The sequence below is a fragment of the Janthinobacterium sp. LS2A genome (genome assembly GCF_036543145.1).
GTDB lineage: Bacteria > Pseudomonadota > Gammaproteobacteria > Burkholderiales > Burkholderiaceae_D > Janthinobacterium > Janthinobacterium aestuarii.
The window spans coordinates 1,164,816-1,178,925 of the sequence record NZ_JAZHPB010000001.1; the positions used below are offsets into that span (position 1 = coordinate 1,164,816).

The 14,110-nt window shown below is 63.8% G+C and carries 13 protein-coding genes; 5 read left to right on the forward strand and 8 right to left on the reverse strand.

All coding sequences use genetic code 11. The features are described 5' to 3' along the window. Positions 1-109: 109 nt before the first annotated feature. Both V3C40_RS05365 and V3C40_RS05370 read left to right on the forward strand, forming a co-directional pair. Complete coding sequence (locus V3C40_RS05365; RefSeq protein ID WP_331776774.1) at positions 110-1,291, forward strand: serine hydrolase domain-containing protein; 1,182 nt, start codon at positions 110-112, stop codon at positions 1,289-1,291. Positions 1,292-1,382: 91 nt separating this feature from the next. Next, positions 1,383-1,562 carry a hypothetical protein gene (locus V3C40_RS05370; RefSeq protein WP_331776775.1) on the forward strand — a complete coding sequence of 60 codons (180 nt, stop codon included), beginning with the start codon at positions 1,383-1,385 and terminating at the stop codon, positions 1,560-1,562. Here the strand turns inward: V3C40_RS05370 and V3C40_RS05375 are convergent. Continuing rightward, on the reverse strand, positions 1,559-1,942 hold the full coding sequence (locus V3C40_RS05375; protein ID WP_331776776.1) for a YkvA family protein: 384 nt from the start codon (positions 1,940-1,942) through the stop codon (positions 1,559-1,561). The two genes, V3C40_RS05370 and V3C40_RS05375, sit on opposite strands and share 4 nt — an antisense overlap. 92 nt (positions 1,943-2,034) lie before the next feature. Between V3C40_RS05375 and V3C40_RS05380 the strand changes: the two genes are divergently transcribed. Beyond that, complete coding sequence (locus tag V3C40_RS05380; RefSeq protein ID WP_331776777.1) at positions 2,035-3,132, forward strand: DNA topoisomerase IB; 1,098 nt, start codon at positions 2,035-2,037, stop codon at positions 3,130-3,132. Here V3C40_RS05380 and V3C40_RS05385 read toward each other — a convergent pair. Then, positions 3,092-3,352, reverse strand: coding sequence for a hypothetical protein (locus tag V3C40_RS05385; RefSeq protein ID WP_219329428.1), 261 nt, complete (start codon positions 3,350-3,352; stop codon positions 3,092-3,094). The two genes, V3C40_RS05380 and V3C40_RS05385, sit on opposite strands and share 41 nt — an antisense overlap. 229 nt (positions 3,353-3,581) lie before the next feature. Between V3C40_RS05385 and V3C40_RS05390 the strand changes: the two genes are divergently transcribed. Continuing rightward, positions 3,582-6,941: a hypothetical protein gene (locus V3C40_RS05390; RefSeq protein WP_331776778.1), complete on the forward strand. Its 3,360-nt coding sequence runs from the start codon at positions 3,582-3,584 to the stop codon at positions 6,939-6,941. A 6-nt stretch (positions 6,942-6,947) separates the two neighbouring features. Here the strand turns inward: V3C40_RS05390 and V3C40_RS05395 are convergent, their stop codons facing one another. The 4 genes from V3C40_RS05395 to V3C40_RS05410 all read right to left on the reverse strand — a co-directional run bounded on the left by V3C40_RS05395 (position 6,948) and on the right by V3C40_RS05410 (position 10,905). Further along, positions 6,948-7,763 (reverse strand): ferritin-like domain-containing protein, encoded by an 816-nt coding sequence (locus V3C40_RS05395; RefSeq protein ID WP_070306039.1) that lies wholly within the window; start codon positions 7,761-7,763, stop codon positions 6,948-6,950. A 43-nt stretch (positions 7,764-7,806) separates the two neighbouring features. Then, entirely contained in the window at positions 7,807-8,709 is a 903-nt protein-coding gene (gene dsdC / locus V3C40_RS05400; protein WP_331776779.1) for a DNA-binding transcriptional regulator DsdC, read from the reverse strand. A gap of 20 nt (positions 8,710-8,729) precedes the next feature. Then, positions 8,730-10,049 carry a D-serine ammonia-lyase gene (locus tag V3C40_RS05405; RefSeq protein WP_331776780.1) on the reverse strand — a complete coding sequence of 440 codons (1,320 nt, stop codon included), beginning with the start codon at positions 10,047-10,049 and terminating at the stop codon, positions 8,730-8,732. 118 nt (positions 10,050-10,167) lie between these two features. Further along, on the reverse strand, positions 10,168-10,905 hold the full coding sequence (locus V3C40_RS05410; protein WP_331776781.1) for an NYN domain-containing protein: 738 nt from the start codon (positions 10,903-10,905) through the stop codon (positions 10,168-10,170). A gap of 226 nt (positions 10,906-11,131) precedes the next feature. On the opposite strand from V3C40_RS05410, the gene V3C40_RS05415 reads away from it, so the two are divergent. Continuing rightward, complete coding sequence (locus V3C40_RS05415; protein WP_034751205.1) at positions 11,132-11,356, forward strand: hypothetical protein; 225 nt, start codon at positions 11,132-11,134, stop codon at positions 11,354-11,356. A 146-nt stretch (positions 11,357-11,502) separates the two neighbouring features. Here the strand turns inward: V3C40_RS05415 and V3C40_RS05420 are convergent, their stop codons facing one another. Then, positions 11,503-13,581: a TonB-dependent receptor gene (locus V3C40_RS05420; protein WP_331776782.1), complete on the reverse strand. Its 2,079-nt coding sequence runs from the start codon at positions 13,579-13,581 to the stop codon at positions 11,503-11,505. 93 nt (positions 13,582-13,674) lie between these two features. Beyond that, a complete protein-coding gene (locus V3C40_RS05425; RefSeq protein WP_331776783.1) occupies positions 13,675-14,067 on the reverse strand; it encodes a DUF2946 domain-containing protein in 393 nt (130 codons plus the stop codon). Between the last annotated feature and the right edge of the window lie 43 nt (positions 14,068-14,110).

Consider the following 14,110-nt stretch of genomic DNA (forward strand, 5'->3'; position numbering starts at 1 on the left):
GCGCCGGCGGCACCCATTTATCACTGCTTCAAAGCAATGTTTTGTCAATTGCGCCTATGACGGGCGGAAATATTGTTAAGATAATTAAAAATGGCAAAAGAGAGAAGCAATGAAACGAAGAAGCGTGCTGGGACTGGGCGTCTCGATGGCCCTGCTGCAAACGGGCTGCGCCACCGATCCGGCCAGGCTGGCGTGGGAAACGGCATTTGACGGCTTCATGCGCGATGGCCTGGCCCGCACGGAAACGCCGGGCATGAGCGTGGCCGTGGTGCGCGGCGAGCGAACGATTTTCGCGCGCGGCTACGGCTGGGCCGACATCCAGGCCGGTAAGAAGGCCGACGCCAGCACGGTGTTCCATGTCGCCTCCGTCAGCAAGCTCGTCACGGCCACAGCCGCCATGATGCTGCTGGAACAAGGCGCCTTCCAGCTCGACGACAAGGTGGCGGCCTACCTGGACTTCCCGCTCATGCATCCGAAGTTTCCCGACGTGCCTATCACCTTTCGGCACTTGCTCAGCCACACCTCGGGCATTTCCGACGCCGTGTACGAAAAGACGACGACGTTTGCCGTGCAGGGCGACCCGCGATTACCGCTGCGCGACTTCGTCAAGGGCTACCTGTCGCGCGGCGGCGCCTGGTACGACGCGGACGTGTCGTTCGCGGCCCGGCCCGGCACGGAATGGCGCTACAGCAATGTCGGCATCGCCCTGCTCGGCTATCTGGTGGGCCGTTTGAACCCCGATGGCCTCGACGCCTTTACGCACGAGCACCTGTTCGAACCGCTGGGCATGGACAGCACGGCGTGGAATCTGGCCGGCTTGCCGCGGCGCACCGTCGTTGCCCAGCCGTATGCGCACAAGGAACCGGGCCTGCAAGCGCTGCCGCCCGTCGGCTATCCGGACTGGCCTGCCGGCCTGCTGCGCAGCTCGGCGCATGACTTTGCCCGCTTCCTGGCCATCTTCAGCAATGGCGGCCGGGTCGATGGCCACCGCTACCTGCAAGACTCCACCCTGCAATTGTTTTTCGCGCCTCAAGCAGCCCCCATCGTGCCCGCCGACTCGTCCGTGCGGCAAGCCCTCGTGTGGCTGCTGCGCGACGTCGACGGCAGGCCGCTGGCCACGCACAGCGGCGGCGACCCGGGCGCCGCGTCCGTCGTCTGCGTCGACCGCGCCAGCAAGACGGCCGTGCTGGCCTTCGCCAACGTCAGCGCCGACAAGGAGTTTCGTTCATTCCAGAAAGAAGTCGTGCTGCGCCTGCTGGCCCATGGCGGCAGCGGCGCGCAAGCGCGGTAGGCATGCAGCTTGTGTGAGCGGACGCACGGTGGCGCACGGGCAAGAACGTATGCTGTGCTGGTCAGATTTGACGCTCAACAAGGAGACCGGCATGACTAACCGCATCGGCAACAAGGACGTGGCGCAGCAGCGCAGCAAGAGTGAAAAAGCCCGCATCAAGGCGCAGAACATCGCCAACGAGGCGGTCAAGAAGGCCGAGGCCAGGGCCAAGTACCGCAACGCCGTCAAGGGCCAACCGGACCAGCCGGGCCAGCCCGCCCCGGCAAGCTAGGCGCCGAACCAGCCGCGCAGTTTCTCGGCGGCCCGTTCCTTGACCTCGGCCGTGATGTAGGTGGCCACCGTGGCAACAGCCGCCGCTAGCACGGCCAGGTCATCCGCATAGCCGACCACGGGCGTGATATCGGGAATCGCATCGATGGGCGAAATGAAATAGCCGAGCGCGCCGTAGATGGCCGTCTTGGCCCACAGCGGCGTATTCGGCTGCTGCGCCGCGTAATACAGCCACAGGGCTTTTTCGATGACTTCGCGTCCCGCCGTCTTGGCGAACTTGACAACCTTGTCCCAGAAGCTGTCATCCGTGTATTTCTTTTCATACTGCTTGTCGGCCTGGGGGACGTGGTCTTCTTCCAGATTCTTTTTTCTGCCAAACATCTGCTGCTCCTGTCTGCCGCGCACGGCGTTACGAATGCGCACCTTAGCATAACGGCGCGGCAGGTGCGCGGCGTACAAGGTACGCTATATCCATGGAAATATCCGCCACCACCACGGCCCGCGCCGCCGGCCTGCGCTACACGGGCGACCATCAGAGCGGCATCGCCCGATCGGGCAAGCCCGGCAAGTTCCGTTACCGCGACGCGGATGGCAAAGTCCTGCGCGATGCCGCCACCCTGGCGCGTATCAAGGCGCTGGCCATTCCGCCGGCCTGGACGGACGTGTGGATCTGCCCGCACGCGAATGGCCATTTGCAGGCGACGGGGCGCGATGCGCGGGGCCGCAAGCAATACCGCTACCATGCGCGCTGGCGCCAGGTGCGCGATGAAGTGAAATACGAGCGCATGCTCAGCTTTGGCCGCGCCCTGCCCGCCATCCGCGCCGCCGTCGCACGCGGCATGCAGCTGCCGGGCTTGCCCCGGGAAAAAGTCCTGGCCACCATCGTGCATCTGCTGGAATTGACGATGATGCGCATCGGTAACGAAGAATATGCGCGCACGAACAAATCGTTCGGCCTGACCACCCTGCGTACGCGCCACGTGCAGGTCGACGGCAGCGCCGTGGCCTTCCACTTCAAGGGCAAGAGCGGCGTGCGCCACGATATCCGCCTGAGCGACCGGCACCTGGCCAGGGTGCTGCAGCGCATGCGCGAACTGCCGGGACAGGAACTGTTCCAATATGTCGATGAGGATGGTGCGCGCCACGGCGTCGATTCAGGCGACGTAAACGATTACCTGCGCGAGGTGACGGGCGAAGACTACACGGCCAAGGATTTCCGCACTTGGTCCGGCACCCTGCTGGCCGCGCTGGCCCTGCAGGCGTTCGAACAGGTCGATTCCGATGCGCAAGCGAAGAAGAACATCGTGCAGGCGATCGAGTCCGTGGCCAAGAAGCTGGGCAACACGCCGACGATCTGCCGCAAGTGCTATGTGCACCCGGCCGTGCTGGAATCGTATCTCGATGGCAGTTTATTGGAAGGCATGCGCGAGCGGGCGCGGCAGCAGATGCAGGACGATTTGCAGGCGCTGGCGCCGGAGGAAGCGGCCGTGCTGGCCTTGCTGCAGCAGCGGCTGCAGGGTGCCGCTACGGTCAAGCCCGGCGTTCCGGCTGGCAATGTGCCGACAGCGTGAGCGCATCGCTGCTGCAGACAGGCAAGGCGCCATGGCCGGCATCGCGCGCCACGGGTGCCGGCGCGGCATCGTCCGGCTGTGCCTCGCCCGTATTCATCAAGGTGGCCGCCAGTGTCGAGAACGTAAACAAGCAGATCAGCAGGAAGGGCTTGTTCACGTGGATGGACTGGCCTGGCTTTTGCATCGCGTACTCCGTCGGACTGGTTGGCTGTTGCAGCATGAACACGATCATCGCGTGTTTCCGCAAGGCATACAATCAGACAGTTTCGACAAGACGGGTAGGACAGCGCTGACAGGCTCAGCCATAACGTGCCGTGTCGGAAAATTTGACACCTGCTCCGTCCCGTTTCCGCCAAGCCCTTGTTTTTGCAGCACAATTAATATAGGAACGCTTCCTGCTTGACCTCCTGCCTGGGCACGCTTGGCGCCAGTCTACGGGGGGAACGATCATGAGCTTTATCAAACAGGCGCTGCTGGCGCTGCTGCTGTGCGCGATGTCCGCCGCGCACGCCGCCAGCATCGGCTACACGGCAACATCGCTGGGCGGCACGCAGTGGCGCTACGACTATACGGTCAGCAATACCACCCTGGCCGTGCCCATCGAGGAATTCACCCTGTTCTTCAGCGTGGGCCAGTACGCCAACCTGCACAGCGCCTCCACGCTACCAGGCTGGGACCTGCTGCTGGTGCAGCCCGATCCCGCCATTCCCGCCAGCGGCTACCTCGACGCGCTGGCGCTGGCCGGCGGCATCGGCCCCGGCGCCACGGCCACGGGCTTTTCCGTCACCTTCGACTACCTGGGCGCGGGCAGCCCCGGCGCCCAGCCGTTTTCCATCCTCGACCCCGTCTCCTTCATCGAGCTTGAGGCGGGCATCACGCAGCCGGCCGCCGTCGCCCTGCCGTCCACGCCATGGCTGCTGCTGGCCGGCGTACTGGCCATGGCCTGCCTGCGGCACCGGCAGCTGGTAGGCGCCGCGCTGGCACTGACCCTGTGCGCCTGCGGCGGCCCGAACGACCCCACGCAGGCGCCCGCGCCGAAGATCATGCTGGCCGGTGCGACCACCGCCCAGGCCGCCGGGGACCTGGAAGTCACCTTGCTGGAAAAAGTGGCCGAGCAGCGCGTCAACCGCACGGCCTGGGACTACACCTACCGCGTACACATCCGCAACAATGGCAGCGAAGCGGCCGTCAACGTGCAAGCCGTGCTGGCCAGCGCGCCCGCAGGCAGCACCATCATCGATGGCGACGTGCTGGCCGGCAGCATCGGCGCGGGCGCCACCGTCACGCCCGCCGACACCATCACCGTGCGCATCGAGCGCAGCATCGCCTTCCAGAGCTCCGGCCTGACATGGACCTTCAGTACCGGCGACGGCATCGTCCTCGACCCCGTACGGCCCGCGCAAGTGATCGTGCTGCCGCTGGCCGAGCTGGGCTTTCCCGATGGCGCCGACAGCGTCAAGGCCAGCGGGGCCGTGACGGACGTGCTGCTGCAGGACGGCAGCCTGCGCTTTTCCACGCCCGGCGACACGGGCGTGGACCAGCACGCGCAATTTTCCCTCAGCAAGGGCGGCAAGGTCACGACCCTGGACCTGCTGATCCAGACGCAACTGCCCACGGCTGTGGAAACCTATGTGGAGCCGAACGATGACGGCAGCGTGCCGACCACGGCGCCCGTGCTGGCCATCACGGGACTGGGGCCCAACAACCGCCTGCAGCCGGGCGGCCTCGCGTTCCGCCTCGTGGATGCTGCCCCCATGGCCTTGCAGGATGACAGCGACGGCCTGCTGTCCGGCCCGAATGGCGTGGCCATCAGCCTCAAGACCTACTGGACGTTCGATGCGGCCAGCGGCACCTTCAGCATCGGCGCCACGGCCATGCAACAACTGCTGGTATCCCTGCCCAACGGCAGCTACGACCTGAACCTCAATTTCGTCTCGCAGGATGGCGAGTTCACGGCCAGCTATGCCTTGATCGTCATCAAATCCGGCATCGTGCTGCAAGGACAGCTGCGCACGCCGGCGGGCGGCAATGCCACGGGGCTGGCCGGCAAGAAGATGTTATTGGCCGGCTACAACAACCACCAGCGCCAAGTCGCCGTGATCGACGCCACGGGCGCCTTCCACTTCGACGGCGTACTGCCCGATACCTACCAGCTGACTTTGAACGACCTGGTCCACCCGAACGTGGTCAGCGTCAGTGCCGTCGTTTTTGAGAACAGCAGCAACGTCAATGTCGACATCGTCTATCCGTATGCGGCGAGCCTGGCCCTGCGCGGCGGGGCGCAGACCTATGCGGCCAGCAGCGTCACGCAGGATGGCGCCGGCCCGCCTGCGCGCGACCTGCCCGCCAGCCCCCGCGCCGCGGGCGAAGACACGCCGCAGGATGACGAGGGCAGCAAGACCTTCACGGCCATTGCCGCCGCGCAAAACCAGACCATCACCTCGCCCATCGCCTTCACTGTACCCAAGGACACGAAAAACGTGGGCGTGAAAATCACCGTCAGCACGGCCGAGTATCCCACCTACACGACGGCGCAAAGCCAGTACAACGATACCTGGTCGTACGCCGTGACAGGGCTGCCCGGCGTCAACCTGGCCGCCACGGGCGCCGTCAACCAGTCGCACTTCACGCAAGGCAGCATCGTCAGGACGGAGTGCGTCGACGTCAGCAAGCAAACCAAGGATGGGGCGTTGAGCCTGGGCGGCAACGTCAGCGCCACGAATATCGGCGACAGCGCCCTGGCCACCGTGACGACGGTGGAACTGAGTCTCGCGTGCAAGGGTTTGAAGGTGACGCTGGCGAAGTTCAGCTCGCCGAACCAGGCCGCCCACCCCGTGCTGCAGCCGATCAAGCTGACGGGCAATTTGGCGGGGCCGTATGTTTCCGTCTCGCAAGGAACGGCCACGGCCACGCACACCTTGCCGCTGGAATTGCACTACACGCCGGCGGCGGCGACGATTACGGAAGTCAACATCGGCATTTCGTCGGGCGGGGGCAATCCCGCCTTCAGTGCGGAGAATCTATTGTCCCAGACCAATACCAAGACCGCCGGCACCGTAAAATTTCCCAGCCTGGTGCTGCCCGCCTTTGCCGGCGCCAAGCTCGACAAGAAGGCCGTCGTCACGGTGCGTCTGAAGGGTCGCATCGATAATGTCGATGCCAGCTCGGACCCCGCCGAAGGGGGGCAAGTGGAGTTCAAGGGCGACACGGCCTACATCCCCCTGTACCTGGCCGACAACGAGGCGGCGCTGGCGGCGCGGCGCTATGGCACGCGCGACCCTGGCGGCGATTCGTGGGCCACGCGCCTGGCCATCGCCTGGCTGGCAGGCAAGGCTTACCGTTTCGACGACATCAGCGGCCAGCACGTGACGCAGACGGCGACGGGCCGCTCCATCCTCGGCCACAGCGGCCACAGCGACGGCCAGCAGATCGACTTGCGCTACGCGGACGGCGCGGGCGGCTACACGGACGCACTGGGCGGCCAGAACGATGGCGCCGCCATTCAAAATCTGATCAATGCCGCCAAGGCGGAAGTGGTGGCCAACCCCGCGCAAAAGCCGAAACTGGCAGCCCTGGTGGCGTGGATTGCGGCGAACCGCGCCATGCTGGCCAACGAAGCGGCGCAGTCCAGCACGCGCGTGATCTACATCGGCCCCCGCTTCATCAAGCTGGCCCTCGTCGACGGGCGTTTTTCCGCCGCCACTACCGACAATATCCCCGGCGCTGGCGCCTGGAACAAACCGGCCAAAGTGCACATCGAGGCGGGACACCTGAGCCACTGGCACATCAGCATCACGGCCCATCCGTAAGCATGGTCAGGCGGGCAGATCGGACAGTTCCAGCTCCGAAAACCCCGCCCGCCGCCGCGCTTCCAGGTTGAACGGGCCGCGCAGGGTCGGCGCTTCGTAGCGCAGCGCCAGCTCGGCATAGGTGGCGCGCAATTCCAGGCCCCTTTGATCGCACAGGTAGCCATACCAGCGGTTGCCGATTTCCACGTGCCCCACTTCATCGCGCAGGATGATGTCAAGGATGGCGGCGGCGGCCATGTCGCCCGCCTGCGCCAGCTTGGCGCGCAGCGGCGGAATCGCATCGAGCCCCCGCGCTTCCAGGGTACGCGGCACGAGCGCCATGCGCGCCAGCACGTCGCCGCGCGTCTTGTCGACCATTTCCCACAGGCTGTCGTGACCGGGGAAGTCGCCATACGTGTGGCCCAGCACCTGCAGGTGCGCCTGCAGCATGGCAAAGTGCGTGGCCTCCTCCTTCGCCACGCGCAGCCAGTCCGTATAGTAATCAAAGGGCAAATCGGGGAAGCGCCACAGCGCGTCGAGCGCCAGATTCATCGCATTGAATTCGATATGCGCGAGCGCATGCACGAGCATGGCGCGCCCTTCCGGCGTGATCATCGACCGCCGCCCCACCAGACGCGGCGGCACCAGTTCCGGCCGTTCGGGACGGCCCGGCACGGCGCCGGTCGGCGCCAAAGGCAGGTGCGCATCGAGCGTAAGCTGGGCCTCGGCCATGGCCGCCACCATCGCCACCTTCGTTGCCGGGTCCGGTTCGAGCAGGCAGGCGAGCGCAGTTGTGCGCAATTCCTGTGGCGGCGTGGAGGTCAGTGGGGATGATGCGTGCATGGTGCTTCCTTCGTGCGTTTTCTTGAACAAGGCGCGCAGTGTATCAAATCGCCTGCCCCACCAGCCAGTCGAACAAGGCCTGCACTCTTGCCGGCAGCGCGGCGCGCCCGCTGTGCACGAGATAATACGCCTGCGGGCTGGCCAAGGAAAAGCCGCCAAACGGCAGGATCAGCTGGCCGCTGTCCAACCACGGCTGCACCAGCTGGCGCCGGCCCATGGCCACGCCCGCGTGGTGGATGGCCGCCTGCGCGCACAGGTCGGCGCGGTCGAAACGCAGGCTGCGCGCGGGCAAGGTCACCTCGGGCGCCTGCGCGTTCAGCCACAGCCGCCACTCGGCATCGGGCGCGCAGGCGGGCCAGGCCAGGGTGTCGTGCAGTACCGTCGCGCCTTGAAGCTGATACGGCGCATCGAGCAAACCGTGTTCGCGCGCATAGTCCGGACTGCACACGGGCGCCAGCCATTCGCCCATCAGCTTGCGCGAAGCCAGGCCGGGAAAGCTGCCGTCGCCGTAATGCAAGGCCAGGTCGACCTGGCCCGCGCGAAAGTCCACGCTATCATTTCCCACGCGCAAATCGATCGACACGTCCGGATACTGCGCCGTGAAACCTGCCAGGCGCGGCACGAGCCAGCACTGGGCGATGGAGGGGCGCGCATGCACGGTGATGCTGCCCGTGAGCGCATCGCCGCCGGCCAGCGCCGCATGCAAGCCATCCCAGCCGATTTGCAGCGCGGCGAAGATGCGCTCGCCATCCTGCGTCAGCTTTACTTGCCGCGTCAGGCGCTGGAACAAGCGCAGACCCAGGCCCGCTTCCAGCCGCGCAATGCGGTGGCTGACGGCGCTGGGCGTGAGCGCCAGTTCCTGCGCGGCCAAGGCAAAACTGGCATGGCGCGCCGCCACGAGAAACGTGTGCAGGTTGGCAAACTGGCTGGCCGTCAGCGTCGCCATGCGCGGTGCGCCGGCCGGCATCAAGCGGCGCCGGCCGCCAGCAAGGCGCGGCCGCGCGCCACGTAAGCGGCCATTTCGTGCTCCGGCACCATGCTGCCGCCCGTGCCCCACACCAGGTGCGTGGCCGCTTCCATGTGCTGCTGGTATTGCGGCGCGGCCAGCACGGCAGGAATGCCCGCGAAACCGGCCACGGCCGACGGTTCCAGGCGCAAACCTTGCGTTTGTTCCAGCGTCGTAAGCAAGCGGTACAGTTCTTCATCCGTGACGGTGGCGTAGCCGTCAATCAGCCGCTGCATGGCGCGCCCGACGAAGCCGGACGGGCGTCCCACGGCCAGGCCATCGGCGGCCGTCAGGTTGTCGATGCCGATTTCCTGCACGCTGATGCCATCATGCAAGCCCGTGTACACGCCCAGCAGCATGCATGGCGAGTGGGTCGGCTCGACGAAGATGCAGTGGACATCGTCGCCAAAGGCCAGCTTCAAGCCAAAGGCCACCCCGCCGGGGCCGCCACCCACGCCGCACGGCAGATACACGAACAAGGGGTGCTGCGCATCGACCGTGACGTTCTTTGCGGCGAACTGGGTTTTCAGGCGTTGGCCCGCCACCGCATAGCCGAGAAACAGATCGTGCGAATTTTCATCGTCGACGAAGTGGCAGGTGGGATCGCTTTCCGCCTGCTTGCGCCCCGCTTCCACGGCCACGCTGTAGTCGGTCGCGTACTCGACGACGGTGACGCCGTGGCTGCGCAATTTATCTTTTTTCCACTGCCGCGCGTCAGCCGACATGTGCACGGTAGCGCGAAAGCCCAGGCGCGCGCTCATGATGCCGATCGACAGGCCCAAATTGCCCGTCGAGCCGACGGCGATCGCATACTGGCCAAAGAAGGCGCGTACGGCGTCGCTGGCCAGCAGGCTGTAATCATCGCCCTCTTTCAGCAAGCCTGCGTCCAGCGCCAGCGTTTCCGCGTGTTTCAGCACTTCATAGATGCCGCCGCGCGCCTTGATCGAGCCGGAAATGGGCAAATGGCTATCCTGCTTGAGCCACAGCTGACCGCTTGTCATGTCTAATGCCCCCTGCATGGCGGGCAACGGCACGACGGGCGACTCGATGACGCCGCCGCTGGCCTGGGTTTCCGGGAAAGCCTTGACCAGATACGGCGCAAAACGGGCCAGACGCGCACTGGCCTGCGCCACGTCATCCGCCGTCAAGCCCACGTCTTTCAGGCCCTCGGCCGCCGGCGCAATGCCGGGATTGAACCAGCTCAAGGGCTGCAAGGCCATCAGTTCTGTAATCAGGGGAAATTTTTCGCGCAGCGCGACGATGGCGGAAGTGGGCAGCATGGCAAGCTCGTAAAGGAACAAGCCATGATTAGACCGTATCCGGGCGCCACTGGCAAACGATGGTTGATCAGGCAATGGGTGACGGTGGATCATCTGTCATGATGGCCCGGTTGCTTCCCTATTTCAATTTGATGTACAGATGCATGGCGGGATTCTTTTCGTTTTGAACTTCTTTGACTTCAATGAAAGGAAGGCGACGCACCAGCTCACTCAATTTCTGGCAGCCATAGTGGCGCGGGTCGAAGGCCGGATTATTCTTCAAGATCAGACTACCGACGCCACTCAAGGAGGCAAAACCGTCATCACGCGCCGCGGCGATAATGGCCTTGCGCAGCACTTCGCGCGTATCCGCGTCGAGGGAGACAGGCGCCAGTGCATGTAACGGTTTTTGCTGCTTTTCTGCCAAAGGAGGCGACGTCACCGGCCGCAAGATCTCCGTATAGACAAACTTGTCGCAGGCGGCGACGAAGGCTGGCGGCGTCTTTCTTTCGCCAAAACCATATACGGCCAGTCCTGATTCGCGAATCCGTGTCGCAAGGCGCGTGAAATCACTGTCGGACGATACCAGGCAAAAACCGTCCAGTTTTTCCGAGTGCAGCAAGTCCATGGCGTCGATGATCAACGATGAATCCGTCGAATTTTTACCTGTCGTATAGCTGAATTGCTGGATCGGCTGAATGGCCATCAAATGCAGGACTTCCTTCCAGCCCTTCAAATTGGGCGTAGTCCAGTCTCCATAGGCTCTCTTCACCGATGCGGTACCAAAAGTCGATACCTCCGTCAGCAATTCCTTGATGATCGACGCCTGGGCATTGTCCGCATCGATCAGGACGGCCAGTTTGGCATTACTTGTCATAATTTTTGGGCCTCATCAGCTAAACGCCGTTTGATTGCAGTTCCCACTATGCAGCCAAATGTTCCGTCAAGCAATACCAGAACCGGCAGCCCTATCCCTGACGATAGCTAAATTTAATTCCTGAATGCACTATCGATTAAAGAAAAATTACCACAAAGTCACAAAAATAAGTTATCTTAAAGGCAAATAAAAGGAGACATTTTTTCTCTTTTCTACCGAGGCAAAAATGCGCTCCAAGAACGACAAGGTCACTGCTACGAATATGGATATCCTCGACTGCGCAAGGCAGGACGACTTGACGGCCCAAAAGGTCGAAGTCGGCATTATTTTCCAGGAGATGCTCGATACGGCCACGGCCGCCGCCTACCTCGCCAAGAACAAGGTGCCGATCGCCACCGCGCTGCGCGTCCTCACGGGGTCACGGCGGAAAAAGAACGGCGGTGGGAATTGATGGCGCTGTGCCGGATAGCCAGAGGATGGTGTTGAAAAAGATACACGCGCACATTGTCACAAACCCCAGGCGCTCGCCGATGCGGCAATGCCGGCAGGCACCTTCCGTGCGCATCGGCGCAGGAAGGCGCCCGCTGATTACCCGCCTTAGAACTTCAGTTGCAGCCCCAGATCAATCGACCTGCCCTCGGCCGGCAACGCTTGCAAGGCGCCGCCGTTCGCTTTCAAGCCGGACAAATACACGCCACCCAGCGGATCCGCATACGCGCGGTTGAACAGGTTGCTCACGCCCGCGCTCAGGCTGGCCATCTTGCTCAGCGCTACGCTGCTGCGCAGGTTGACGAGCGCGTAGCCGCCCGTTTCCGGTTCGACGCGGCGCGCGTCGACCTTGTCCTTGCGGGCCACGATTTTCGTTTCGATGCTGTTGCTCCAGGCGCCCAGCTTGTGCTCGACGGCCAGCAAGGCGTTGAACGGCATCATGCGGTACAGGTCGCCGCCATCGCTGCGCTTGCCCCGCGTGTATGCGGCGTTGCCCGTGGCCATGAAACTGCCCCAGCGAGCGCTACTGGCCAGCGGCAACTGCCACGCCAGATTAGCGCCGTACAGCTTGGCGTCGTGGTTGGCAAAGCGCAGCAAATTGCCGTTGGCGCCCATTTTCATGTACGGGTGGAAAGATGACAGCACGTCGACGTCGATGTAATTGTCGACCTTGCTGTAATAGGGGTTGAGGCGCACGAACCAGCCCTCCTCGCCGCCGCCATGCCAGTCGGCCGTGAAGGCCGCCGTGTAAGCGGTCTCGGGCTTGAGGTCGATACTGCCCACATAGCCGTTGCCATCGCCAAACCAGTTGGTCATGGTCATCGCCATCGAGCCGCGCCCCCACGAGTAACGCTCGTACAGGTTCGGCGAACGCACCTTGCGCGCCAGCGCGAATTCATAGCTGCTGGCCGCGTCTGGCGTGAAGGTCGCTTGCGCCGAGGCATCGATATTCGTGTCACGCTGGCTGCGGCTGCGCGCATTGAAAGCCCTGGCGGCCATCACGTCCGGCATGTTCATCATGTTGGTGCCGTACGATTGCACGTCGCCCGTGTCCATGCGCACGGATTCGCCGCGCAAGCCCAGCACGCTCGTCCAGCGCGCATCGTGGCGCGTTTCCAGTTCGCCAAACAACACGGTACGGTCGCGCTTGCCGTCGTTGATGTTCAGATAGGTGCGCGGTCCCATCATCATGGAACCAGGCACGGCCGGCCAGTAATCGTCAAGACGGAAGCCATGCCACTCCTGGCCCAGGCGCAACTCGCCTGCAGCGGTCGGCAGGCTGGCCATCAGCGCATAGCCCGTGTTGCGCCCGTGCGTGATCATCGGCATGGTGCCCGTGCGCTCGGGTGTGAAAAAGCCCATTTCATGGTCCGTCTGCTGCCAGTAGGCACGCGCGTCAAGCACGCCCCAGCCGAACTCGCCCTTGTAAGCGAGGTTGGCGAACTGGCCATGGTTGTCCGTCATGTCCATGTACTGGTTGGGAAAACCCTGGTACGGGATGTGCTGCACGCCGGCACGCAGGGTCAGCTGCTGGCCATCGCGCTTGGCCGCCAGCACGATGGACTGGTTGATGCTTTCAAACATGCTGGCCAGCACGGTATTGCCGTGGCCATCTTCATAGCTGTGGCCGCGCGTGTAGGCACCGGTGTAGCCGACGCTCAGGCTGTCGCTGGCGGCAGATGCATTCACGCTGGTCGCCACGCTGTTGTTGACGCTGCGTCCCGACACGGCAAAGCTGCCTTGCGTGAGCAGGCCCGCGCCGGGCTGGGCGAACACGGGCGCGTTCGACTGCACCTCGATGGTGCCGCCTATGCTGTCGCCGCCCGCGCTGACGGGAGTCACACCCGCGATCAGGCGAATGCGCTGCACTTGCTGCGGATCGATATACGATAGCGGCGCATTCATGTGGTTGGCGCAGGCCGACGTCAATTCCATGCCGTCGATGCGAATTTTCAGCCGGTCATCGGCAAAGCCATTGACCACCGGCAAGCCGGACACGCCGCCGCCGGCCGCCACGCTGTAGCCGGGTGTACTGCTGAGCATCAACGCCGTGTCGGCGGCAGGACGGTAGCCGTCGCCTATGGCCGTGACGATGACTTTCATTTCAGGCAGAACCTGTTCAGTGCGCGTTTGCGCCAAGGCGGGCATGGCGATGGCGAGGGAAATCAATATTGGTAAATGTTTCATGATGCTGCTTTCACATTCTGAGTAGACAAGGCGAACGGCTGCGCGCGCACAATCGGCGCGGCAAAAACGCCATTCACACGGGAAATGAAAAAATCAGAAAGCGGCGGGCGGGCCGCGGGACTGGACGGGTGTCCAGGCGAACAAGGGTGTGGCGGATTGGTAGAACAGCAGGGGCAGCAAGCCCGTGATGAGCTCGCCGGAAGCGAGCACGAGAGTCGTTGGGGGAATATCCAGGGCGGCCGCATGCATGCTGCAGCACGGGCAATCGCCTATGCGCATGCTGCTCTTGGTATCGGGCTTATCCGTGGAGAATGTTGCGGCCAGCATATTCATGCCGCCCGCCACCGAGCAGATTTCCAGGCTGGGCACGGCCAGGCCGCTGGCGACCGTCAGCGCGCGCGACACCGTAGGGGCGAGCGTGGCCAGGAAGATGGCGATACACGCGATCCACAGGACGATGCCGGCCTTGCCTTTGCTGATGAACATGGCAACATTGTATCAGCGCAGATCACCCGTGGACAGCGCGCAG

What these genes read in the sequence shown, in the direction of transcription:
- V3C40_RS05365 (WP_331776774.1), top strand. Translation starts at nt 110, where the DNA reads ATGAAACGAAGAAGCGTGCTGGGACTGGGCGTCTCGATGGCCCTGCTG.
- V3C40_RS05370 (WP_331776775.1), top strand. Translation starts at nt 1,383, where the DNA reads ATGACTAACCGCATCGGCAACAAGGACGTGGCGCAGCAGCGCAGCAAG.
- V3C40_RS05375 (WP_331776776.1), bottom strand. Translation starts at nt 1,942, where the DNA reads ATGTTTGGCAGAAAAAAGAATCTGGAAGAAGACCACGTCCCCCAGGCC.
- V3C40_RS05380 (WP_331776777.1), top strand. Translation starts at nt 2,035, where the DNA reads ATGGAAATATCCGCCACCACCACGGCCCGCGCCGCCGGCCTGCGCTAC.
- V3C40_RS05385 (WP_219329428.1), bottom strand. Translation starts at nt 3,352, where the DNA reads ATGCTGCAACAGCCAACCAGTCCGACGGAGTACGCGATGCAAAAGCCA.
- V3C40_RS05390 (WP_331776778.1), top strand. Translation starts at nt 3,582, where the DNA reads ATGAGCTTTATCAAACAGGCGCTGCTGGCGCTGCTGCTGTGCGCGATG.
- V3C40_RS05395 (WP_070306039.1), bottom strand. Translation starts at nt 7,763, where the DNA reads ATGCACGCATCATCCCCACTGACCTCCACGCCGCCACAGGAATTGCGC.
- dsdC (WP_331776779.1), bottom strand. Translation starts at nt 8,709, where the DNA reads ATGGCGACGCTGACGGCCAGCCAGTTTGCCAACCTGCACACGTTTCTC.
- V3C40_RS05405 (WP_331776780.1), bottom strand. Translation starts at nt 10,049, where the DNA reads ATGCTGCCCACTTCCGCCATCGTCGCGCTGCGCGAAAAATTTCCCCTG.
- V3C40_RS05410 (WP_331776781.1), bottom strand. Translation starts at nt 10,905, where the DNA reads ATGACAAGTAATGCCAAACTGGCCGTCCTGATCGATGCGGACAATGCC.
- V3C40_RS05415 (WP_034751205.1), top strand. Translation starts at nt 11,132, where the DNA reads ATGCGCTCCAAGAACGACAAGGTCACTGCTACGAATATGGATATCCTC.
- V3C40_RS05420 (WP_331776782.1), bottom strand. Translation starts at nt 13,581, where the DNA reads ATGAAACATTTACCAATATTGATTTCCCTCGCCATCGCCATGCCCGCC.
- V3C40_RS05425 (WP_331776783.1), bottom strand. Translation starts at nt 14,067, where the DNA reads ATGTTCATCAGCAAAGGCAAGGCCGGCATCGTCCTGTGGATCGCGTGT.